The organism is Mesorhizobium sp. M0910, assembly GCF_040319465.1.
Classification (GTDB): domain Bacteria; phylum Pseudomonadota; class Alphaproteobacteria; order Rhizobiales; family Rhizobiaceae; genus Mesorhizobium.
The window spans coordinates 34,857-57,605 of sequence record NZ_JAMYNZ010000002.1 but is presented as its reverse complement, the minus strand read 5'-3'; the positions used below and the strand labels follow the sequence as shown (position 1 = coordinate 57,605).

At 64.3% G+C, this 22,749-nt stretch carries 20 protein-coding genes; 16 read left to right on the top strand and 4 right to left on the bottom strand.

Going from position 1 to position 22,749, the window contains the following annotated elements; genetic code table 11:
• Nucleotides 1-209 precede the first annotated feature (209 nt).
• The 10 genes from NKH78_RS04060 (at nucleotide 210) to NKH78_RS04015 (ending at nucleotide 13,173) form a co-directional block, all read left to right on the top strand.
• Complete coding sequence (locus NKH78_RS04060) at nucleotides 210-1,223, top strand: substrate-binding domain-containing protein (RefSeq protein WP_352882044.1); 1,014 nt, start codon at nucleotides 210-212, stop codon at nucleotides 1,221-1,223.
• Nucleotides 1,224-1,297: 74 nt separating this feature from the next.
• A complete protein-coding gene (locus NKH78_RS04055) occupies nucleotides 1,298-2,791 on the top strand; it encodes a sugar ABC transporter ATP-binding protein (protein ID WP_352701422.1) in 1,494 nt (497 codons plus the stop codon).
• Nucleotide 2,792: 1 nt separating this feature from the next.
• Nucleotides 2,793-3,767 (top strand): ABC transporter permease, encoded by a 975-nt coding sequence (locus NKH78_RS04050; protein WP_352701269.1) that lies wholly within the window; start codon nucleotides 2,793-2,795, stop codon nucleotides 3,765-3,767.
• 2 nt (nucleotides 3,768-3,769) lie between these two features.
• Nucleotides 3,770-4,717, top strand: a complete 948-nt coding sequence (locus NKH78_RS04045) for an ABC transporter permease (RefSeq protein ID WP_023678189.1) — start codon at nucleotides 3,770-3,772, stop codon at nucleotides 4,715-4,717.
• 120 nt (nucleotides 4,718-4,837) lie between these two features.
• Nucleotides 4,838-6,901, top strand: a complete 2,064-nt coding sequence (locus NKH78_RS04040) for a 3-hydroxyacyl-CoA dehydrogenase NAD-binding domain-containing protein (RefSeq protein WP_352882041.1) — start codon at nucleotides 4,838-4,840, stop codon at nucleotides 6,899-6,901.
• Nucleotides 6,902-7,076: 175 nt separating this feature from the next.
• Nucleotides 7,077-8,282, top strand: a complete 1,206-nt coding sequence (gene pcaF, locus NKH78_RS04035) for a 3-oxoadipyl-CoA thiolase (protein WP_352509105.1) — start codon at nucleotides 7,077-7,079, stop codon at nucleotides 8,280-8,282.
• Between the two features lie 169 nt (nucleotides 8,283-8,451).
• Nucleotides 8,452-9,483 carry a BMP family protein gene (locus NKH78_RS04030; protein ID WP_352509104.1) on the top strand — a complete coding sequence of 344 codons (1,032 nt, stop codon included), beginning with the start codon at nucleotides 8,452-8,454 and terminating at the stop codon, nucleotides 9,481-9,483.
• 209 nt (nucleotides 9,484-9,692) lie between these two features.
• Nucleotides 9,693-11,177 (top strand): ABC transporter ATP-binding protein, encoded by a 1,485-nt coding sequence (locus tag NKH78_RS04025; RefSeq protein ID WP_502896211.1) that lies wholly within the window; start codon nucleotides 9,693-9,695, stop codon nucleotides 11,175-11,177.
• Complete coding sequence (locus tag NKH78_RS04020; protein WP_352509103.1) at nucleotides 11,177-12,232, top strand: ABC transporter permease; 1,056 nt, start codon at nucleotides 11,177-11,179, stop codon at nucleotides 12,230-12,232. Before NKH78_RS04025 ends, NKH78_RS04020 begins: the two co-directional genes overlap by 1 nt.
• Nucleotides 12,229-13,173, top strand: a complete 945-nt coding sequence (locus tag NKH78_RS04015; protein ID WP_352509102.1) for an ABC transporter permease — start codon at nucleotides 12,229-12,231, stop codon at nucleotides 13,171-13,173. Before NKH78_RS04020 ends, NKH78_RS04015 begins: the two co-directional genes overlap by 4 nt.
• Nucleotides 13,174-13,189: 16 nt before the next feature.
• Here the strand turns inward: NKH78_RS04015 and NKH78_RS04010 are convergent, their stop codons facing one another.
• Nucleotides 13,190-13,957, bottom strand: a complete 768-nt coding sequence (locus tag NKH78_RS04010; RefSeq protein WP_352509101.1) for an SDR family NAD(P)-dependent oxidoreductase — start codon at nucleotides 13,955-13,957, stop codon at nucleotides 13,190-13,192.
• A gap of 264 nt (nucleotides 13,958-14,221) precedes the next feature.
• On the opposite strand from NKH78_RS04010, the gene NKH78_RS04005 reads away from it, so the two are divergent.
• Together NKH78_RS04005 and NKH78_RS04000 are read left to right on the top strand one after the other, a co-directional pair.
• Nucleotides 14,222-14,377: a hypothetical protein gene (locus NKH78_RS04005; protein ID WP_023678176.1), complete on the top strand. Its 156-nt coding sequence runs from the start codon at nucleotides 14,222-14,224 to the stop codon at nucleotides 14,375-14,377.
• Nucleotides 14,378-14,507: 130 nt separating this feature from the next.
• Nucleotides 14,508-15,455 carry an LLM class flavin-dependent oxidoreductase gene (locus NKH78_RS04000; protein WP_352509100.1) on the top strand — a complete coding sequence of 316 codons (948 nt, stop codon included), beginning with the start codon at nucleotides 14,508-14,510 and terminating at the stop codon, nucleotides 15,453-15,455.
• Between the two features lie 34 nt (nucleotides 15,456-15,489).
• Here the strand turns inward: NKH78_RS04000 and NKH78_RS03995 are convergent, their stop codons facing one another.
• The 3 genes from NKH78_RS03995 to NKH78_RS03985 are packed head-to-tail and all read right to left on the bottom strand — an operon-like array spanning nucleotide 15,490 to nucleotide 18,393.
• Nucleotides 15,490-16,440: a dihydrodipicolinate synthase family protein gene (locus tag NKH78_RS03995; RefSeq protein WP_352690278.1), complete on the bottom strand. Its 951-nt coding sequence runs from the start codon at nucleotides 16,438-16,440 to the stop codon at nucleotides 15,490-15,492.
• Nucleotides 16,430-17,425, bottom strand: a complete 996-nt coding sequence (locus tag NKH78_RS03990) for a Gfo/Idh/MocA family protein (RefSeq protein ID WP_352509092.1) — start codon at nucleotides 17,423-17,425, stop codon at nucleotides 16,430-16,432. The genes NKH78_RS03995 and NKH78_RS03990 overlap by 11 nt, the downstream gene beginning before the upstream one ends.
• Nucleotides 17,422-18,393, bottom strand: a complete 972-nt coding sequence (locus tag NKH78_RS03985) for a Gfo/Idh/MocA family protein (protein WP_352509091.1) — start codon at nucleotides 18,391-18,393, stop codon at nucleotides 17,422-17,424. The genes NKH78_RS03990 and NKH78_RS03985 overlap by 4 nt, the downstream gene beginning before the upstream one ends.
• 97 nt (nucleotides 18,394-18,490) lie before the next feature.
• Between NKH78_RS03985 and NKH78_RS03980 the strand changes: the two genes are divergently transcribed.
• The 4 genes from NKH78_RS03980 (at nucleotide 18,491) to NKH78_RS03965 (ending at nucleotide 22,732) form a co-directional block, all read left to right on the top strand.
• Entirely contained in the window at nucleotides 18,491-19,204 is a 714-nt protein-coding gene (locus tag NKH78_RS03980; protein WP_352509090.1) for a FadR/GntR family transcriptional regulator, read from the top strand.
• Between the two features lie 20 nt (nucleotides 19,205-19,224).
• Nucleotides 19,225-20,805, top strand: coding sequence for an ABC transporter substrate-binding protein (locus tag NKH78_RS03975; protein WP_352755943.1), 1,581 nt, complete (start codon nucleotides 19,225-19,227; stop codon nucleotides 20,803-20,805).
• Nucleotides 20,806-20,870: 65 nt separating this feature from the next.
• Nucleotides 20,871-21,830, top strand: a complete 960-nt coding sequence (locus NKH78_RS03970; protein WP_352701284.1) for an ABC transporter permease — start codon at nucleotides 20,871-20,873, stop codon at nucleotides 21,828-21,830.
• Nucleotides 21,830-22,732: an ABC transporter permease gene (locus NKH78_RS03965; RefSeq protein WP_352701285.1), complete on the top strand. Its 903-nt coding sequence runs from the start codon at nucleotides 21,830-21,832 to the stop codon at nucleotides 22,730-22,732. Before NKH78_RS03970 ends, NKH78_RS03965 begins: the two co-directional genes overlap by 1 nt.
• Nucleotides 22,733-22,749 lie beyond the last annotated feature (17 nt).

Genomic DNA, 22,749 nt, shown 5'->3' with positions numbered 1-22,749 from the left:
CTCCAGTGCCATCCCTAGACCAGGAGCCGAACCCGTTTCAATCATTGCACCGCAAGTTGATCGCCGGCCATGGATTGCTGTTGACAGCTTGTCGCCCATCTGCATTTGTCTGATAATAGATAAAAAACAGCGTTGCGAGCGTATCAGCCATTAGCCACCAGTCAGCCATTAGCCACCAGTAAGACAGCAACTCACGGGAGGAGTATGACATGAAGAAAATATTCGTTTTGGGCGCCCTTGCGGCGATGCTCGCCTCGGGCACCGCGTTTGCCGACACCAGCGGCAAGAAAATCGCCTTCTCCAACAATTACGCCGGCAATTCCTGGCGGCAGGCGATGCTGGACAGCTACGCCATCGTCACCAAGAAGGCGGTTGCCGACAAGGTGGTCGCCGCCGCGGACGTCTTCACGACGGCCGACAAGGAAGTGCCGACGCAAGCAGCGCAAGTGCAGAACCTGATCCTGCAGGGCTATGACGCGATCGTCATCAACGCGGCGTCTCCGGATGCCCTCAACGGCGCCATCAAGCAGGCCTGCGACGCCGGCATTGTCGTCGTCTCGTTCGACGGCATCGTCACCGAACCCTGCGCCTACCGCGTCGTCGTCGACTTCAAGGACATGGGCAAGCAGGAAGTCGAACAGATGGCCAAGTTCCAGCCCAAGGGCGGCAATCTCCTGGAAATCCGCGGTCTCGCCGGCACTTCGATCGACGACGCCATCCACGCCGGCATCCTCGAGGGTGTCGCTGCCCATCCCGAGTTCAAGATCGTCGGCTCGGTGACCGGCGACTGGGACCAGACAACGGCACAGAAAGCCGTCGCAACGATCCTGCCGTCGCTGCCGGATGTTGTCGGGGTGGTCGACCAGGGCGGTGACGGCTACGGCGCGGCGCAGGCTTTCGCCGCCGCCGGCAAGCCGCGCCCGACCATCATCATGGGCAATCGCCAGGACGAATTGCAGTGGTGGAAGGAGCAGAAGGACAAGGACGGTTACCAGACCTGGTCGGCATCGATCGCGCCCGGCGTATCGACGCTTGCCTTCTGGGTGGCGCAGCAGGTGCTCGACGGCCGCACCGACGTGCCGCACGACTTGCTGGTTCCCTATCTTGCCTTCACACAGGATGATTTCGAGGCCGCGCTGCCGAAGATTCCGAAGGGCGGCGTCGCCAGCCACGAATACACGCAGGAAGACGCCATCGCCGCGATCAAGGCCAACATCAAGTGAGCATGGCACTATCGTTGCCGCCACGGATAACCGGGTATCGTTGAGGGATGCCCGAGGCCAATGCAGACATCCTCATGCCGGACGGCGCCGAAAAGCTTTTCGGCGCCGTCAGTTTGGACATCATAAGACTGGACGGAGCCGAAAAACATTTCGGCGCCGTCAAGGCGCTCGCCGGTGTCGATTTCAGCGTTCGTGCCGGAGAATGCGTCGGTCTCGTCGGCCATAACGGCGCCGGAAAATCGACGCTCATGCATATGGTGGCAGGCACGCTTGCCCCCGACAGCGGGCAGATCGCGGTCCGCGGCGGTGTCGAGGCAAGTTATTCGGTGCCGCGCGCACAGCAGCTCGGCATCCGTTGTGTTTTCCAGGAACTATCGCTCTGCCCGAACCTCAGCGTCGCCGAGAACACGCGGATCAACCACGCGTCGCTTAATGGCTTCGGCTGGCGGCGCAAGGCGGCCGATCTGATCGCCGCCAAGCTGGACGAGATATTCCCCGGCCACAGCATCTCGGCATCCGACATCGTCGGTGATCTTTCCATCACCAGCCGGCAAATGGTGGAGGTGGCGCGCGCCTTCACGGTCACGCAGGAGCCGCTCGAACTGGTCATCCTCGACGAGCCGACATCCTCGCTCGATGCGCATACCGCCGGCCAGCTGCTGGCGTTCGTGCGCCGCTTCGTAGCCGCCGGCAAGAGCTGCATCCTGATCTCGCATGTGCTCGGCGAAGTGCTCGGAAATGCCGACCGCATCGTCGTGATGCGCGACGGCAAGGTCGTCGCCGCCGGGCAGGCCGATCAATTCGACCGCGACAGGCTGGTGACGGCGATGGGCGGAGCGGAGGCACGCGAGAAGGCCGCCGCAGAGATTGCGAGCGGCAAGCCGGAGCCCGGTCCGCTGCGGGTCCGGGCGCGGCCGGCGCGACAGCAGGACGGCAACGAGCTCGTCGCCCGTGCCGGTGAGATCATCGGCCTTGCCGGACTTGCCGGGCACGGGCAGACCGATCTTTTGCTGGCTATCTTTGCGGCGGCTTCCCGCGCCAGGACCGGCATCGAGGTCACCGCGCCGGTGGCGCTGGTTGCCGGCGACCGCCAGTCGGACGGGATTTTTCCGCAGTGGTCGATTGCCGAGAACATCGGCATCCGTTCGCTGGCGCGATTGCGCAACGGCCTCCTGATCTCGCCGCAGCGCGAAGCCGAGCTCGCCGAGTTGTGGCAGCGGAAAATCGGCATCCGTACGCCCGACATGAACAACAACATCTTCTCGCTGTCCGGCGGCAACCAGCAGAAGGCGCTGTTCGCGCGGGCGCTCGGCTCCGACGCCAAGATCGTGCTGATGGACGATCCGATGCGCGGCGTCGACATCGGAACCAAGCTCGAAGTCTACGACCTGGTGCGCGAGGAGGCTCGCCATGGCCGCACTTTCCTCTGGTACACCACCGAAACCGAAGAGCTTGACAATTGCGACCATATCTATGTGTTCAAGAACGGCCGGATTGTCGCCAACCTTCGTCGCGACGAACTGACGGAGGAAAAAATCATCCAGTCGTCGTTCGGCGAGGCGGCCTGAGATGACAGCGGCATCTGTCGAGAGTGGGCTAAGATCTTCGGCTCGCGCCACGAGGCGGGCGCGTATGCTGCGCAGCCTGCTGCCGGCACTGTCGCTGGCGCTGGTGCTCATCGCCATCGCGTGGCTCAACCCGCGCGCCATCAGCTATTTCGGCTTCAGCCTGATGCTCAATCTGGCGATCCCGATCGCACTGGCGACGATCGCCCAGATGTTCGTCATCGCCGGCAATGAGCTCGATCTGTCGATCGGCACCTTTGTCGGCTTCGTAGGCTGTGTCACGGCGACGTGGCTGAAGGACGCGCCGCTGCTCGGCGTCGTCATCCTGCTCGGGTCGATCGGCGTCTACGCGCTGCTCGGCGCGCTGATCCATCTGCGCAACCTGCCCTCTATCGTGGTGACGCTCGGCATGAGTTTTGTCTGGCAGGGCCTGGCCATCCTCATCCTGCCGAAGCCCGGCGGCAAGGCGCCGGACTGGCTGCTGGCGCTGATGGCCTTCAAGCCACCCTTCATTCCGTTCCCGATCATCGCGGCATTGCTGATCGCGGCCGTCGTCCACTTTGGCCTGATGCGCACCTCGTATGGCGTCATCCTGCGTGGATCGGGCGGCAATTCAGCCGCACTCAAGCGCGCCGGCTGGTCGCTGCTGCGCACCAAGATCGCGCTGTTTGCGCTGACCGGCCTGTTCGGCGTTTTGTCCGGCATGGCGCTGATCGGCATCACCACCTCGGCCGATGCCAATATCGGCAATGGCTACACGCTGCTTTCGATCGCCGGCGTCATCCTCGGCGGCGGCGAGTTCGTCGGCGGCCGGGTGTCGCCGATCGGCGCCGTCATCGGCGCGCTGACGCTGGCTCTGGCCGCATCGCCGCTCTTGACCTTCATGCACATTCCGCCCGACTGGCAGGTCGCCGCCAATGGCGCCATCCTGATCATCGTGCTGGCAGCGCGGGTGCTGATCAGCCGCAGGGAGAGGTGAGCATGGCTTCGCTGCGGACCCTGCTCGCCAGACCCTGGATCTGGTCATTCTTCGGGGCGCTGCTGGTGTGGCTGGCGACCATCGCCTTCACCGGCGGCTATGGCGGCGGCGGCATGATCACGGCGGCGCTGTCGCTCGCGGTCTTCACCGTCATTGTCGGCGTCGGCCAGATGTTCGTCATCACGCTCGGGCCGGGCAATGTCGACCTGTCGCTGCCGGCCAACATCGGCCTTGCCAGCGCCGTCGCCATGAAGGTCATGGACGGCAACGATGCGATGATCGCGGTCGGGCTGCTGGCCGCGCTTGCCTGCGGCATGGCGATCGGCGCCGTCAACTATCTGCTGATCTGGGCGCTGCGCATTCCACCGATCATCGCGACGCTGTCGGCCAGTTTCGTTATCCAGTCGGTCGATATCAGCTATGGGCGCGGCCTGCAGATCAAGCCGCCGCCGGGCTTTGCCGACTTCACCAACTGGCAGGTGTTCGGCATCCCGGTGCTGGCGATCCTCACCGTGCTGTTCACCATCGGCGCCGGCATCGTTTTGCAGCGCATGATCTACGGACGCTCGGTGCTGGCGATCGGCCAGAACATCCGCGCCGCCTGGCTGGCCGGCGTCAATGTCGGCCGCACCCGCTTCCTCACCTACACGCTGTCGGGCGCGCTCGGCGGCCTCGACGGCGCACTGCTCGCCGGCTATTTCCGCGGCGCCAATGTCGACATCGGCAATGAGTATCTGCTGGCCTCGATCGCGGTCGTCGTCATCGGCGGCACGTCGGTAGCTGGCGGCAAGGCCAACGTGCCGGGGGTCTGGGGCGCGGCGCTGTTTCTCGTGCTGCTGTTGACCATGCTCAACACATTCGGCGTCAGCGTCGGCGTCCGCCTGGTGCTGACAGGGCTGATCATCGTCGGCGTCATCACCGCCGCCGGTGGGCAGAAGGCGCTGCGCTAAGGCAAGGCACCCGGCGGCGAGGGGATAACGATCCGGCCCGCAAAACACGTGGTTCCCATCCGCATGCCAGCGCTGTAAATCCCGTCGCGCTATTGGCCAACATCGTTGTATGAGGTTTGCGTGTCCGATTTCGTCAGCACCACAAGGCATGGCAACGTCGCGGTGGTGATCATCGACAATCCGCCGGTCAACGCGCTGAGCTTCCATGTGCGCGAGCCGTTGATGCGGGCGCTCGTTTCCCTGCGGGACGAGCCGTCGGTCGGAGCAATCGTGATCGCCTGCGCCGGGCGGACCTTCGTCGCCGGCGCCGATATCACCGAATTCGGCAGACCGGCGCAGCAGCCGGAATTGCGCGCTATTGTCGCCGTGCTGGAAACTATTACCAAGCCGACGGTCGCAGCTATTCACGGCACTGCGCTCGGCGGCGGCCTGGAACTGGCGCTCGGCTGCCATTTCCGTGTTGCCGACCGAACGGCAAGGCTCGGCCTGTCGGAAGTCAAGCTCGGCCTGCTGCCGGGCGGCGGCGGCACGGTTCGCCTGCCGCGCCTGGTTGGTCCGCTAAAGGCACTCAGCATGATCGTTTCGGGAACGCCGATCGGTGCTGCCGAGGCGCTCGCCGACGGCCTCGTGGATGCCGTCTTCGATGGCGACCTGATCGCGAAAGCGGTGAGTTTCGCCAGCGAAACGGCCGCGAAAGGCGATCCGTTCACGCCCGTGCGCGACCGCAATGATCGCCTCGACCAGGCCGACTTGCCGGCTTTCGACAAGCAGGCGGCAGCGTTTTCCAAAAAAGCACGCGGCCTCGAAGCGCCGATCGCCTGTGCGCAGTCGGTCCGCAACGCCCTGACGCTGCCCTTCGACGAAGCGCTGGCGGCGGAGCGCGACCTGTTCCTCAAGCTTGTCGCCGGTGACCAGTCACGCGCGCAGCGGCATCTGTTCTTCGCTGAACGTGAGGCGGCAAAGATTGCCGGCAAGGATGTCGTCAGGCGCAAGATCGCCCGGGTCGGCGTCATCGGCGCCGGCACCATGGGCGGCGGCATCGCCATGGCGTTCGTCAATGGCGGTCTTCCCGTGACCTTGCTGGAGACGACGCAGGAAGCATTGCAACGCGGACTGACGACGATCGACAAGAATTATGCCGTTTCCGTTATCCGCGGATCGCTGAGCGAAGACGCCAAGCGCGAGCGGCTGGATTTGTTCAGGGGCAGCACCGACTATGCCGACCTCGCCGATTGCGACCTGATCGTCGAGGCCGTGTTCGAGGAGATGGCGGTCAAGAAGGATGTCTTCGGCAGGCTCGATGCGGTGGCCAAACCGGGCGCGATCCTCGCCACCAACACCTCCTATCTCGACGTCAACGAGATCGCCGGTTCGACGTCGCGGCCGCAAGATCTCCTCGGCATGCATTTCTTTTCGCCGGCTAACGTCATGAAGCTTTCGGAAATCGTCCGCGCCGACAAGACTTCGCCCGACGTGCTGGCGACCATCGTCGATCTGGCACGGCGGATCGGCAAGGTGCCGGTCGTTGTCGGCGTCTGCCACGGCTTCGTCGGCAATCGCATGCTGGCGGCGCGCGGTGCGGAACTGGAGACGCTTCTGCTGGAAGGCGCCATGCCGAGCCAGGTCGACCAGGTGTTCACCGATTTTGGCTGGCCGATGGGGCCGTTCGAGATGAGCGATCTCGCCGGCCTCGACATAGGCTGGCGCAACCGCAAGGCGCGTGGCCAGTCGGCCGTGATCGCCGATGCGTTGTGCGAACAGGGACATTTCGGCCAGAAGACCGGCAGCGGCTTCTATCGTTATGAGAACGGTTCGCGCACGCCGCTGCCCGATCCCGAGGTCGAGACGCTGATCCGTAACAAAGCTGCCGAACGCGGCATTGCACCGCGGCCAATCGGCGCCGAGGAGATCATCGAGCGGACGCTCTATCCGATGATCAACGAGGGCGCCAAAATCCTCGAGGAAAAGATTGCCGCCCGGGCGTCCGATATCGACCTTGTCTGGGTCAACGGCTACGGCTTCCCGGTCGGCAAAGGCGGGCCGATGTTCTGGGCGAGCCTCGAAGGCGTGGACAAGATCATCCAGCGGCTGGATCACTGGCACCAGCAGACCGGCAAGGACGTCTTTCGAGTGGCACCTCTGCTTAGGCAAATGGCCGAAACCGGTTCCTGGGACGGCGGCTAGTATCAACGCCGGTCAGGCGCTGGTGATCGACGGTGGAGAAAGCATCGGCTGATCCGCCGCTCCCCGCAGGCGGCAGCTGAAATTGTCTTTGGCCTAACGGCCGGCGGCGAGATGTGCTTTCGTCTCGAGGAGAATGCGGCCAACATGGCTGGGCCGGGAAAGGGAAGGCTGCATTATGGCCGAGGCCTATATCTGCGACTACATCCGCACGCCGATTGGACGCTTCGGCGGTTCGCTGTCGGCGGTCCGTGCCGACGATCTCGGCGCTATCCCTTTGAAGGCGCTGGTCGAGCGTAATTCGGGCATCGACTGGGCCGCCATCGACGATGTCGTCTATGGCTGCGCCAACCAGGCCGGTGAGGACAATCGTAATGTGGCGCGGATGTCCCTGCTGCTGGCCGGCCTGCCCAAGGAGGTTCCCGGCTCGACCGTCAATCGCCTCTGCGGTTCGGGCATGGATGCGGTGATGATTGCTGCCCGCGCCATCAAAGCCGGCGAGGCGGAGCTGATAGTATCAGGCGGCGTCGAATCGATGAGCCGTGCTCCGTTTGTCATGCCGAAGGCGGAGACCGCCTTTTCGCGCAATGCCGAGATTTACGACACCACGATCGGCTGGCGCTTCATCAATCCGCTGATGAAGAAGCAATACGGCGTCGATTCGATGCCGGAGACCGGTGAGAACGTGGCGGAAGAGTTCGCTGTCTCCCGCGCAGACCAGGATGCGTTTGCCGTGCGCAGCCAGGACAAGGCAATCGCCGCGCAAGCCAATGGTCGGCTGGCGAAGGAAATTACGCCGGTGACGATCGCGCAGCGCAAGGGCGATCCGGTGATCGTATCAAAGGACGAGCATCCGCGAGCAGGCACGACGATCGACTCGTTAGCCAAGTTGCCGACGCCGTTCCGGCAAGGCGGCACGGTTACCGCCGGCAATGCCTCGGGCGTTAACGATGGTGCCGCAGCGCTGATCGTCGCCTCGGAAACGGCCGTGAAAAGATACGGGTTGACGCCGATCGCCCGTATTCTCGGCGGTGCCACCGCCGGCGTGGCGCCGCGCATCATGGGCATTGGTCCGGTGCCGGCCACGCAAAAGCTATGCGCCCGGCTCGGCCTGGAGCCGCGACAATTCGATGTCATCGAGCTCAACGAGGCCTTCGCCTCGCAAGGCATCGCGGTGCTGCGCCAACTCGGCATTGCCGAGGATGCGGAGCACGTCAACCCGAATGGCGGCGCCATCGCGCTCGGCCATCCGCTCGGCATGTCCGGGGCGCGCATCACGGGCACGGCTGCGCTGGAGCTGCGCGAACGCGGCGGCCGCTACGGCCTCGCGACCATGTGCATCGGGGTCGGCCAGGGGATCGCGGTGGCGCTCGAGAGATTGTGAGCAAGCAGCTCCGGTCGTTCTAAAGGTGCGATTACACGAACGTTTACAGCAGTTCCGCCCGGCCAAATTTGACCATGTGGACAAAAGCCGGGCACCGTTCCATAGTTCCTTCGCCGATATTCCAGAGAAGAGAGCCGGCTCGACACGGCGCCAATCAGAGGGGCATGCAATGGACAACGGGAAGAGCAGAATCCAATCGAAACGCGAAGGGCTTTCGCGACGCAACGTGCTGGAGCTGGGCGCGCTCGGCCTGGCGGCGGCGATGCTGCCGAGGAGCGCCTTTGCCAAGACCAAGAAGCTGAAAGTGGCGGCGATCTTCGCCACGCCGATCGAGGAACCGTGGGACAACCAGATCCATGTCGCCCTGCAGAAGGCCGAGAAGGAACTCGGCATCGAATACAAATGGTCGGAGAAGGTACAGACCGCCGATTTCAGCCGTGTCATGCGCGAATATGCGCAGGGCGGCTATGAGCTGGTGCTGGGCGATGCCTTCGCCGCCGAGCGCGAATCGCGCAGGACCGCCAAGCAATTCCCGAAGACCGCCTTCCTGTTCGGCTCCGGCGCCGGGCCGGCCGAACCGAATTTCGGGGTTTTCGACAACTGGATCCACGAGCCGGCCTATCTGTCCGGCATGATTGCCGGAAAAATGTCGAAATCGGGCACGATCGGCGCCGTCGCGGCGATGGGCATTCCGGAAGTGAACCGGCTGGTCAACGCCTTCTTTGCCGGCGCCAAGGAGGTCAATCCCAACATCAAGAAGAAGGTCGCCTTCATCGGCTCGTTCTTCGATCCGCCGAAGGCAAAGGAAGCTGCTGTCGCCCAGATCGACGCCGGCGTCGACGTCATCTATGCCGAGCGTTTTGGCGTCATCGAAGCGGCGGTCGAGAAGAAGATCCTCGCTATCTCCAACATGTCGGACCAATCGAGCCTCGGCCCCGACACCGTGATCACCGGCCCGGTCTGGGACATGTATCCGACCGTCGAGCAGGCAATCAAGCTGGTCAAGGCCGGCGTCTTCACCGCGCAGGATTACGGCGATTTCTCGCGCATGGCCAAGGGCGGCTCCTACCTCGCGCCCTACCACAAGTTCGACAAGACGCTGCCGGCCGAGGTCAAGGACTTGGTCGAAAAGAAGAAGGCCGAAATCCTTGACGGCAATTTCCGCGTCGATGTCGATGAGAATACGCCGGTCTCGGATTAGGTGCTTGCCCTCCCCCTCGTGGGGAGGGTGGCCCGCAGAGCCGGGTGGGGTCCGCGGCGACGCGCTCCATCTTTTTCAGTCAGAGGTCGAGGCAGTTGAGGTGACCCCTCCCGCCTCGCTTCGCTCGGCACCCTCCCCTCAAGGGGGAGGGATATCGGCGTCAACGCCACCAGGATCCCGCCTTGTCAACGCCTGCCCCTCTCATCGAAATGCGCGGCATCTCCAAGAGCTTTGGCGCCGTCAAGGCGAACGAAGCCGTCGATCTCAGCGTCGCGCCGGGTGAAATCCTCGGGCTGCTCGGCGAAAACGGTGCCGGCAAGACGACGCTGATGAATGTGCTGTTCGGCGCCTATGCGCCCGATGCCGGCGAGATCCTGGTGCAGGGCCGGCCGGTGACGATCAACAGTTCGGCCGATGCGCTTGCCGCCGGCATCGGCATGGTGCACCAGCATTTCCATCTCGCATCGCGGCTTTCGGTGCTGGAAAACCTCTTGATCGGTATTCCCGGCAGATCGGGCCGGATCGATCGTCCCGGCGGGCTGGCGCGGCTCGCCGAGATCGGCCGCCAGCACGGGCTGACGCTCGACCCGGACCTTCCCGTCTCGGCGCTGGCGGTCGGCGAGCAGCAGCGGCTCGAAATCGTCAAGGCGCTGTTTCGCGGCGCAAGGCTGCTGATCCTCGACGAGCCGACAGCGGTGTTGGCGCCGACAGAGGTCGACGGACTGTTTTCGGCGCTGCGCTCGATGGCGGCACAAGGGCTCGGCATCATCTTCATCTCGCACAAGCTCAACGAGGTGCGGGCGCTGACGCATCGCTGCGTCGTGCTCAGGCACGGGCGCGTCGCCGGCCGGGTCGATGCGCCGGCCAGCACGACGTCCTCGGAGATGGCGCGGCTGATGTGCGGCCACGAGATCGTGCCTCCGGCCAGAGGACCGTCGATGCCCGGTGCGGCCGTGCTGACCCTCGACGGTATCTCGACATCGCATCATTCCGGCATGGCGCTGCACGATGTTTCGCTGTCGGTTCGTGGCGGCGAGATCCTTGGCATCGCCGGCGTCTCCGGCAATGGCCAGCGCGCGCTTGCCGAGGTCATCTCCGGCGTGCGTGCGCCCGATGCCGGGAAGATGACCATAGCCGGCAAAGCGGTTTCGCGGTTCTCGCCGAGCACAGTCCAGGCGCTCGGCCTCGGCCGCATCCCGGAAGACCGCATGACGACAGGGCTGGTCACCAATCTGCCGCTTGCCGATTCCATGGTGCTGCCACGCATCGGCACGGCGGCGTTCAGCCGCAACGGCCTGCTCAAGCCGGATGCGATCCGCGCCTTCGCCGAGGCGCAGATCAAGGCCTACGACATACGTTGCCCCGGCCCGATGACGCGCGCCGGGGCGCTTTCCGGCGGCAATCTGCAGAAGGCGCTTCTGGCGCGCGAACTCGCCTTCGATCCAAAGGTGCTGATCGTTTCGCAGCCGACTCGCGGCCTCGACATCGGCGCCGCGCGCTTCATCCACGAAAAATTCCTCGACATGCGCGCCAAGGGCTGCGGCATCATCGTCATTGGCGAGGACCTGGAAGAGTTGCTGATGCTCTCGGATCGTATCGCGGTGATGTATGAGGGCCGCATCGTCGGCACGCTCGACAGTGCCGACGCCAGCGTCGCTAGACTCGGGTTGATGATGACCGGAGCGGAGGCGTGATGTTCCGTCTCGAGGCCCGCACCTCAACGCCCGCCTGGTTCAATCTGGCGCTGCCGCTGCTCGCAATCGGCGCGACGCTGATCCTGTGCAGCGGCCTCATCGCACTGGCCGGCGCCGGCGTCGTCGAGGCTTATGGCGTAATGTTTTCGGCGTCGCTGGGCGACAGCTACGCCGTCACCGAAACGCTGGTGCGTGCCACCCCGATGATCTTCACGGGACTGGCCGTGGCAGTCGCCTTCCGCGCCAAATTCTGGAATATCGGCGCCGAAGGGCAATTGCTGGCTGGTGCGGTGGCGAGCTGTGCCGTCGGTGCAATCCCGATGCCGGGGCCGCTCGCCATGCTGCTGATGGCGCTGGCGGGTGCCGCCGCCGGCGCGGCCGTCGCCCTGATCCCCGCCACGCTGCGGGTAAAATTCAGGGTCGATGACGTGGTCAGCTCGCTGCTGCTCAACTCGGTCATTTTCTACGCACTGATGGCGCTGATCGAGGGGCCATGGAAGGACAGTTTCAGCGGCTACCCGATCTCGCCGCCGATCGAGGATACGGCCAATTTCCCGGTACTCATCGAAGGCACGCGGCTGCATCTCGGCGTCGTCGCGGCGCTGGTCGCGGCACCCCTGATCTGGTTCGTGGTCGCGCGTACGACGCTCGGCTTCCGCATCAGGGTCACCGGCGAGAACCCGGAAGCCGCGCGCTATGGCGGCATCAATGTCGAGCGGGTGCTGATTTCGACGGCGCTGCTGTCTGGCGCATTGGCCGGCCTTGCGGGCGTCGGCGAGGTCGGCGGCGTGCATTTCCAGGTGATGAGTGACATCTCGCCGGGCTATGGCTATTCCGGCATCGTCGTCGCCATGCTGGCGAGGCTCAATCCGCTCGGCGTGGTGCCGGCGGCGATCTTCCTTGCCGCGGTGATGACCGGCGCCGAGGCGATGTCGCGGGCGACCGGCGTTCCGGCCTTCCTCAGCGATGTCATCCAGGGAACTGCGCTGCTCGCCATGCTGGTGGCGCTGCTGTTCACCGCCTATCGCATCCGTCGCGTGGGAATAGCCAAATGAGCGTGGTGCTGGAACAGATCTTCCAGGTCGGCTTCCTGGCCGCCATCATCCGCATCGCCACGCCGCTGGCCTTCGCGACGCTGGGCGAGATGTTCTCCGAGCGCGCCGGGGTGCTCAATCTCGGCATCGAAGGCATCATGCTTTTGTCGGCAATGACCGGCTTCACCGCGGCGAGCCTGGGCGGCAGCCTGTGGCTCGGCGTGCTTGCGGCGGTGCTGACCGGGGCGCTGATGGGTGCCGTGCATGCGCTGTTCACGGTAGCGCTCGGCCTCAGCCAGCATGTCTGCGGCATCGGCGTGACGCTGTTCTCGTCGGGCCTTGCCTATTTCCTCTACCGGCTGATCTTCGGCCAGCAATCGGTGCCACCGAACATCAAGGGGTTCGAGACGCTGCCGATCCCGATCCTGTCCGACGTACCGGTGCTTGGGCCGGCGGTGTTCAACCAGTTTTCGCTGGTCTACATGGCGATGCTGTCTATTCCCCTGGCCGCCTTCGTGCTCTACCGCACACCCTGGGGCCTGTCGGTCCGCATGGTCGGCGAAAACCCGCGCGCCGCCGATTCGGCCGGCGTCAGCGTCATCGCTACGCGCTTCCAGGCGGTGATCCTCGGCGGTGCCTTGATGGGACTGGCCGGTGCCTTCCTGTCGATGGCGCAATTCAACGCCTTCACCTTCGGCGTGGTTTCGGGGCGTGGCTGGGTGGCAATCGCGCTCGTCGTTTTCGGCCGCTGGGATCCGTGGCGATCGGCAGGCGCGGCACTGCTGTTTGCCTTCGTCGATGCCCTGCAGTTGCGCATGCAGGCGAGCGGGCTTGGCCATATCCCCTACGAGGCCTTCCTGATGCTGCCGTTCATCTTCACCATCGTCGCTATGGCGGTGATGTCGCGCAATGCGGTGGCCCCGTCGGCGCTGCTCAAGCCGTTCCGGCGCGAAGAGCGGTAGAGCGGCGCTCCGCTTTTCACATCGCCGTGAAGCCGTTGTCGACGAACAGATGCGCGCCGTTGACGAAGCTGGCCTCGTCGCTGGCCAGGAACAGGGCTGCCTTCGCGACCTCTTCCGGCTCGCCGATCCGCCCTTGTTGCGCCGCCATTGCCGCGTCGGAGACATCGACGCCGAGTTTGTCGAGATCGGCGACCTCGCGCAGGCCATGCGGTGTCCTGATGAACCCTGGACAGACCGCATTGCAGCGGATGTTGCGGTCGCGGAACTCGACGGCGATGGCACGCGCGAACATATGGCAGGCGCCCTTGGTGGTGTCGTAAAGCACCTCCATCGGCGTCGCCGCCACCGCCGAGATCGACGAGGTGCAGACGATGGAACCGCCGCCGGCGGCGATCATGCCGGGCAGCACGGCACGCGTCATCAGGAACATCGAACGCACATTGACGGCATGCAGCCAGTCCCATTCCTGCAGCGTGGTCTCCAGGAAGGGTTTGATGACGATGGTGCCGGCGTGGTTTAACAGAACCGTAACCGGGCCGAATTTTTCCGTCGCGCCCTTCACCGCCGCTTCGACCTGCGCCTCATCCGATACGTCGGCGACCCAGTGCTCGGCGACATGGCCGCGTTGCCTGATTACCGCTGCGGTAGCCGCCGCCGCTTCGCCGTTGCGGTCGACGATCGCCACCTTGGCGCCCTCGGCCGCGAAAAGCTCCGAGGCCGCACCGCCCATTCCCGTCGCGCCGCCCGAAATGATGGCGACCTTGCCGGCCAGTCTTGTGCCCATGGTATGCTCCCTGCTGCCTTGCCGTGACGTCGCGGCTTTCCGCTGAAGCGATGCTATCCCTCATCCATTGGATGGCCAAGGAGCCACAGACACATGGACCTGACGTTTCCTGCCGTCACCCCGGCATGCCGCAAAAGGCAGCGCTAAGCAGTAAAAGCACTAATGTGTCTATCATTTGGAGAAAATTGTTCTAAGGATCGCGCGAAAATAGCACTCGACAAAGTCTACTGATTTTATAGATTAAGCGCCGAGACGGAGGTCGATATGTCCTATAGCCAGAACGCTCAGACTGCCCGCAAAGGCCAAAGGCTGGGTTCCGACCAGGTGTGGCGGCCGGCCTACGCCGGCGCTTTCGCCTATCTCGTCTTTGCCCTTGCGTTTGTATTCACCGGGGCAGTGGTACTGGGGCTGATCCCCTGATTGTCAAGGCTCTGATCATCGAGGCTTCCTCGGGATAGCGGCCTGCCGTTTGCAGAAATTCCGGAGTTGATGAACCGAATGCCGGTGCGCTTTTGCGCGCCCTGATTCCAACGTGATGGAGGAGATGGCAATGCCGATCGAGTTCACGCATGTTCCCGGTAAGATCCACGCCACCAACGCCAGCTTTTTCTACGACTTTGTCGAGACCGCGACGAAGCTGTCACTGATCGAGGATGCCGGATTCCGGAAGATCGTCATCGACGACCAGGCCGGACTGCTGACCAATATGGACCTTGCCGCCCAGACGCTGGACCGGACCTCGTCCCTGGAGGTCGTGCTCACGCATTGGGCAGGCGTGATCGAACCAACCGTGGCGGCGCGGCAACTCGCTGCCCTCGACGCGAGAAGCGGTGGCCGGCTGTCGCTCAGGATGCTCAGCGAGCCGCTGAGCGACGACGATGCCGAGGCACGTCCGGCCGGCCACACAGTGGTCTGGCAACGCATCGATGAATATCTGGTGCTGCTGAAGCGGTTGTGGTCGAACGACAGGCCGTTCGACCATGAAGGCACCTTTTACAGCATCAAAGGCGGCTATGTGCCGCGCAAGGGGCCGCATGGTGCCGATGTGACCATCCGCATGGGCGGACAGTCGGGCACGGCGCTCAGGGTCGCGGGCAGGCATGCGGATGTGTTCGAGCTGGCGCCGGGCTCGCTTGCAGAAATCCGCCAGTCAATGGAGCGTGTACGCGGCGCTGCTGCCGAACACGGCCGGGCCGGCAAGCTGCGTTTCGCGCTTCCGGTCCGAATCCGTTCGGAAGACAAACCGGCCGCTTCCTGCCAGAAGGCGCTCGAACTTGCCGGGCCGCCGGCGCAGGTCGCGCTTTCGCTGCTTTCTTACGCCGCTTTGGGGATCAAGGAGTTCATGATCGTCGGCGTCGACAGGCCACGCGAGATTGCGACCGCCGGCCGCGAGGCGATCGCGCTCTTGCGCAATTCGCTGGCACGGCGCGAGGCCGATGTCCCTCAGCCGGGGGCGTTTGCGTCACGCGCGACACAGGGAGCACGCGCCGGCTGCTGAAGAGCCTCCGTCGTCCCGCGCCTTGGTGACGGGTCTACCACCATTCCGGGAAAGCCGCGTGAGCCGCCCTGACCAGCGTCGGTATTTCCTGATCGGGAACGGAGCTGTAGGGCCAGAGCAGTCGCGGCCCGAGCGGCGCCCAGCCGCCGGCCGCCGCCATCGCCTTATCGAGTGCTGCATCACCGACATTGTAACGGGTGCGAAACGGTAGGACATGTGCGGCGAGGAAGGCCTGTATGCGGGCCTCGACCTCGGCAGCGGCGGCCATGTCGGTGCGGATTATCTGCCACCACATCATCGCGCCCTTCGGGTTGAGGCAGGCAACGTTGGAATAGCTGCCATGGGCCCCTCCAGCATAGCCTGTTGCCAGCGTGTGGCCGGGGACGAAGACGGAAAATCCGTCCAGTTTGCGGCGCATGTCGGCATACCAGCCGGGGTCGCCGCCCGGCAGCTTGGCGCCGACCAGCGATGGCACGGCCGCACGCAGACTGGCGATGCCGTCGAGCGTCAGGTGGCGCTTGGCGTGCGGCGGATTGTAGAGCACCAGCGGCGTTTCAGGCGCGGCGTCGCACAGGCCGCCGGCAAAGCGCATGACCTCGTCGTCGCTGGGCGGCCACCAGTCGGGCAGCGTGAACTGCACCGCCGCCGGGCGAAGTCCGGCGACCCGCGTCAGCCGCTCCAGCGCGACGCGCGGATTGGACTGGCTGATGCCGATCTGGAAAGGAAGGCGCGCGCGGCCGGCTATGGTTGCGACCAACTCACAAAGCCGGTCGAATTCGGGCTCGGTCTGGCAATGGAACTCGCAGGCCGTGCCATTGGAAAAGACGCCGTCGACGCCTGAGGCGCAGAGCCGGGCGATCGTCTCTTCCGTCGCCTGCCAGTCGATCGCTCCGCGATCGTCGATGGCCAGCAGCACCGCGCCCCAGACGCCGCGCGGTGCGTGTGCGGGCAAGCGGGCCAGATGGTCGTCGAGGTCAGCGTCCACCGGCGATCTCGTGTTCGCGGCGGGTTTCGTTCGAGGCAAAGGCGGCCTCGATGATGGCGATCATCTTGCGCCCATAGGCACCGTCGACCGGCACCGGCGTGTCGTCGGCAATGGCATTGCGCATCGCGCGCCATTCGCGCACCAGCGCGTTATGCATCCAGTTCGGCTCAAAGGAACCGGGCAGCTCGGTCCAGACCGTCTCGCGGCCAAGCATGGTGCCGCGGTCCATGTCGATGCGCAGCGTTCCCCGCTCGCAGACCAGATCCATGGCATAGGTGGTGGCGCCGGTGCGATAGCCGACGCTCTGCACCTGGCCGATGCCGCCGCCGGCGAAGCGCAATCCGAGCAGAGCGCTATCGTCTGCTTCCTGGTCATGGAACTTGGCGCCGAGCATGCCGCTCACCGACACGACATCGTCATCCATCAGCCAGACCAGGCGATCGACCGCGTGGATGCCGGCCGTCAACAGCATGCCGCCGCCGGTCGCCTTGCGCAGATGCCAGTCGCGGCGATTGTGCTCCATCCACAGCTTGATGATCCAGCTCGATCCGGCGAGCGGCCTGCCGAGCTCGCCTTCCTCCAGAATTTGCCTGGCCGCCATGCAGGGCAGGGCGAAATGCATGAGGTGGGCGACCATCAGCTTGACGCCACCCTTGGCCACGGCGGCGTTGATCGCATCGCAGGCAGCCACCGTCGGCGCCATCGGTTTTTCGAGCAGGATATGCTTGCCGGCCTTTGCCGCGCCGATGGCCATTTCGGCATGGAGATGGTGCGGGCTGGCAATGAGGACCGCATCGACCTCCTTGTCGTCCAGCAGCCTTCGCCAGTCCGCGTAGCCGCGGCCGCCATGTTCAGCGGTGAATTGCTGCAGTGCGTCGACATTTCCTCGAGAGGCGGCGACGAGACGAATGCCGCCAACCTCACGGATTGCCCGCGCATGGCCTGCGCCGAAATCGCCGGCGCCGATAATTCCTATTCCAATCATGGTCCTGCCTTTTGATAAGCGGCGTCGATCAGCGACATCGCCGCAACATAATCTTCGATGGACACCGGCGGAGGCGCCTTTCTGGCCAGCCGGTCAAGCGTATCGCGCATGAACAGACGATAGCGCGTTGCCGGCAGTTCGACCGGCAGATCGACGATTGCCGCGTCGTCGAGCGTTGCGCAGATAACATGGTCGCCACGATCGATGAGGGTGGCATTGGCACTGACGATGCGCCACTCGAAGTCACCGCCGGGGCGCATCGAAGCAAAGGTGTAACCGGCCTCGACGATGAACAGCGCGCCGGCCTCGTCTTCCAGCACCAGAAGTGCGTGATCCTCGACCGGGCCGGGATGGATGCGGTTCGCGATCGAAACGGTCTTCAGGCCGAGCTTGCCGGTTGCGAGGCTGAGTGCCGCGTCGACGCCGTGTATGCCGAGATTCCTCAATGCACCCCCGCCACCAACCGCCGGGTCGAGCACCCAGGCGACACCGTCGGCGATGTAGCGTTGCGGCGGGCCGTTGACCAGCCGGAACTGGCAATGCGCCACGGGGCCGGCGCGACCTTGCCGGCGCAGCCGTTCAAGGCCGGCAACGGCCGGCCCGAAACGGTTGGGCAGGGGAACAGCGACGAAAGCCTGGTACTGCCTGGCAAGGTCGCGCAGCGCCATCAGTTCCCTCGTATCGCTGGCCGCCGGCTTCTCCAGGATCAGCGGTATCCTTGCCGCGATGATCGCACGTGCCCGCGCCGGCACCATCGAAGGGTGCCCCATCAACAGGATCGCATCCGGCGGGCTGGAGAGTATCTCCTTGAAATCTTCGATAAACGGCAGGTCGTGGTGCGCGGCGAACGCTTGCGCTTGGCCAGGATCCTCGTCCCAGATACCGGCGATCTCCGTGCCGTAAAAGCGTGCGGCGTCGAGGTGTATTTCGGCGTGCCAGTGGCTCGAGCCGGCGAGGGTAATCTTCATTCGGAGGCAGCAGGTTTGTTATGGGCTTGCAGGATATCCTACAAGTGGCTATACGACAAGCGGCGGGCAAGCTTCAGCGGATGATGAAGGCAGTGGGATGGCGGAACTGAAGTCGATCGAACCGTTGAGCAGACCGCCGCTGCTTCACGTCACCGTACAGGAAAGCCTCAGGGCCTATATCGAAAGCAACCAGCTCAAGGCAGGCGATCCCCTGCCGCCGGAGACGTTCCTGGCGCAGCGGCTCGGCGTCGGCCGCAACTCCGTGCGGGAAGCCATCAAGGCGCTGGAATCGATCGGCATCCTGGAGACGCGACGCGGCATCGGCGTGTTCGTCAAGGAGTTCTCGTTCAAGCCGCTGCTGGATAACCTGGCCTACGGTTTGCAGGATTCGCTGCGCGATGTCGAAGAGCTGCGCGAAATCCGTCGCGTGCTGGAAACCGGCCTCATCGCCAAGACGATCGAGATGATCAGTGCCGAGGACATCGAGGCGCTGCGCCAGTTGACCGAGCGCATGCGGCAACGTGCCGAGCGCCATGAGAGCTTCGCCGAAGAGGACCAGCAATTCCATCAGCTGCTGTTCCGCTGCCAGAACAATCACATGCTGAGCGCGCTGATCGACATCTTCTGGACGGCGTTCAACAAGGCCTCGAATTTCACCAATCTCGATAATCCGACGCCGCTGGCGACATGGCGCGACCATCACGAGATCGTCGAGGCTGTCGCCGCCAAGGACGTCGACCAGGCGCGTCGGCGGCTCGACGACCATTACCGAGGAATCCAGCAGGTTATCGCCAAGAACCGAACACCCTGAACATGCCAAGGGAGGAAACCATGCGCATCAGGACCACCGCATTCTCTATCGCAGGGCTGCTGCTCGCCAGCATTGCCCCAGTGACCAGCGTCCAGGCACAAAACGCCAAAACCATCGCCGGCGGCTTCGACGTCGGTCCCGGCGGCTTTCCCAAGAACTTCAACCCGCTGGTCGCGACCGGCGGCTACACCTGGCTCAGCACCTATTTTGAACCGCTGGTCATCTACAATGCCGGGCTGACCGAGATCGAAGGCGACCTCGCGAAGGACTACAAGATCAGCGACGACCAGCTGAGCTATACGTTCAACCTGGTCAACGAGACTTGGCACGACGGCAAGCCGTTCACCTCGAAGGACGTCAAGTTCACGCTCGAGCTTGCCAAGAACAAGGCCTCCGGCAGCCTGTTTGCAGCCCGTCTCGCCGATATCGCCTCGGTCGATGCGCCGGATGACCACACCGCAGTGGTGAAGCTATCGAAACCGAACGGATCGTTTCTATCGATCCTCTCGCAGCTGATGATCCTGCCGGAGCATGCCCTGGCCACCCTGTCCCCGGAAGCGCTGGCGACCAGCACCTGGTGGTCGACCACTCCGGTCGGCACCGGCCCGTTCAAGTTCAAACGCTACGTGAGCGACCAATATGTCGAGCTGGCAGCCGATGACGATTATCGCGGCGGCAAGCCGAAGGTAGACGTGCTCATCAACCGCTATTTCGAGTCACCGGCGGCGGCCGTCGCCGCGCTCCGTGCCGGTGAAATCCAGTTCACCTATGTCGAGCCCGACGATGCGGCCTCCTTCAAAAGCGACAGCAATTTCAAGGTGATCGAAGGTGCCTCCTACGTGGTCAACTATATCGGCCTGAATCAGAAGGTCGACCTGTTCAGGGATATCCGTGTCCGCCAGGCGATCATGTACGCGATCGACCGCAACGCCATTATAGACAGCCTCTATGGCGGTGCCGCCAAGCCGGCCAATTGCGGCTATGTCGCGCCGCATCTCGTTCCCCAGGGTCTCGAACCATATGCCTACGATCCGGCCAAGGCCAAGGCGCTGCTGACCGAGGCGGGCTGGGACAAGATCAACGGCGACAAACCGATCACCCTGCTGACCTATTACGGCTCGCCGCAAGCGGCCAACGTGATGGCCGCCATCCAGTCGATGCTGGCCGAAGTCGGCATTAACGTGGTGCCGCGCGTCGTCGATACGCCGACCTATAACGGCATCGTCTACAAACAAGGCACGCCGGACTGGAATGCCTTTCCGATGGTCTATGCCGGCCTGCAGAACGGCCCCAATCCGGCCAGCCTCAACCCCGGCCTCAACAAGTCGCAGATCCCGCCGGCAGGCTTCAACACCATGCGCATCGATTTCGACGATCTGAGCGCTGCATTGGACGCCGCCCTCGGCCAGACCGATCCGGCCAAGATCGATCAATCCTGGCAGGAGGTCTGCAAGGTGATGAACAAGGACCTGCCCTGGGCAACGCTGTGGGTGGCCAACCGCTATGGCGTGGCCTCCAACAAGCTGCGTGACTTCGTCTGGACGCCGGCGCCGGGCGGCGGCCCCTACGCAGCTCACCCGGAGCGCTGGGATATCCAGTAAGAACCCCGCAACGAAGCGAGCAGGCGGACCACTTTGGCGCCGCCTGCCACCGCCACGGATAGCCCATGTTGAGCTTCATTGCCCGCCGCAGCGCGACAGGATTGCTGATGCTGGTCGCGCTCAGCGTCCTCATCTTCATCCTGTTGCGGCTGGCGCCGGGCGATCCGATCGACGCCTATATCAACCCGTCGGTGCCGATGTCCGCCTCCGATCTCGAGGGGCTGCGCGAACGGCTTGGGCTCGACCGGCCGCTTCCCGTGCAATATCTGGCCTGGCTGCGCGCGGCGCTGGGCGGCGACTTCGGCTTTTCGATCCAGCGCAGCGGCGTCGCCGTGCTGCCGCTGGTCATGGAGCGCATCGGCCCGACCGCGCTGCTGATGGGCACGGGCCTGGCGATCGCCATCGTGCTCGGCATTTCCGCCGGCATTTTCAGTGCGGTGCGCCGTAACGAACCGTCCGACATCGCGCTGTCGGTGCTGTCGTTTATCGGTATCTCCAGCCCGGCTTTTCTGACGGCGCTGCTTGGCCTCTATTTTTTCTCGGTGCTGCTGCGCTGGGCGCCGTCCGGCGGCATGCAGACCGCGGGTGCGCCGTTCTCGATGACGGACGTGCTTGCGCACCTCATCCTGCCCGCTTGCCTGCTGTCCATCGGCCATGCCGCGCTGATCATGCGCTACATGCGCGCTTCGCTGCTGGAAGTGCTCAACCAGGATTACGTGCGGACGGCGCGTGCCAAGGGCGTGCGCGAGTTCTGGGTTATCATCAAGCATGCAACCCGCAACGCGCTCTTGCCGGTCATCACGCTGATCGGCTCGACCGTCGGCATCGCCATCGGCGGCGCCATCTTCCTGGAAAGCGTGTTCAATTGGCCGGGCATGGGACTGCTTCTGGTCAATGCCGTTGGCACTCGCGATTACCCGGTGATCATGGGCGCCACGCTGGTGATCGGCGTTTGCGTCATCCTGGTCAACCTGGTGACCGACGTCGTCTATGCCGTCGTCGACCCGCGCATTCAGGTGGCGTGATGGCAATCACTGCGCCGGACCCAACGGTCGACCCGACAGCCTTACCGCAGACCAAGGGGCCGCTCCGCCGCGCGTTCGACCGCTTTTTCGAAAACCGCGCGGCGCGTGCCGGGCTTTTGATCGTCATCCCGATCCTGCTGGCGGTTTCGACCTATCCTTTGTGGTGGCCGTTCGGCCCGAACGCCATCGACCTCAGGGCGATGAACAAGGCGCCGTCGGCCATTCATTGGCTGGGTAGCGACGGCGTCGGGCGTGACGTCATGGCCCGGTTGCTGCAAGGTGGGCGGATCTCATTGCTGGTGGCCGTCTGCTCGGTCGCCATATCGACCGTCATAGGCTTCCTGGTCGGCGCCGTCGCCAGCTTTGGCGGGCGCCTCGTCGACGGCACGGTGATGCGCTTGGTCGATCTGGCGATGACGCTGCCGCCGGTGATCTTCCTGCTGGTGCTGGCATCGATTGCCGGCACCGGCATCGCGCCGACCATACTGGTGATCTCGCTGCTCTCCTGGCCGGTGCTGTCGCGCATGGTGCGCGCCCGGCTGCTCGAACTGCGCGAGCGCGATTTCGTCGTTGCCGCCCGCGGCATGGGCGCGGGGCTGCCGCATCTGCTGTTCCGGCACGGCCTGCCCAATTGCATCGATATCCTGGTCGTCTATGCCACCTTGCAGATCGCCAACGCCATCCTGCTCGAGGCTGGCCTGTCCTTCCTCGGCCTCGGCATCGCGCCGCCCGAAGCCAGCTGGGGCAACATGCTCAATCTCGCCCGCTCCACCGTCGTGCTTGAAAATTATCCGTGGCAATGGATGTTCCCAGGCGCCGCGCTGGTGCTCACGGTGCTCGCCATCAACTTCATCGGCGACGGCCTGCGCGATGCATTCGATCCCCGCTCCGATCTCAACTGACCTCGAAGGTTCATCAA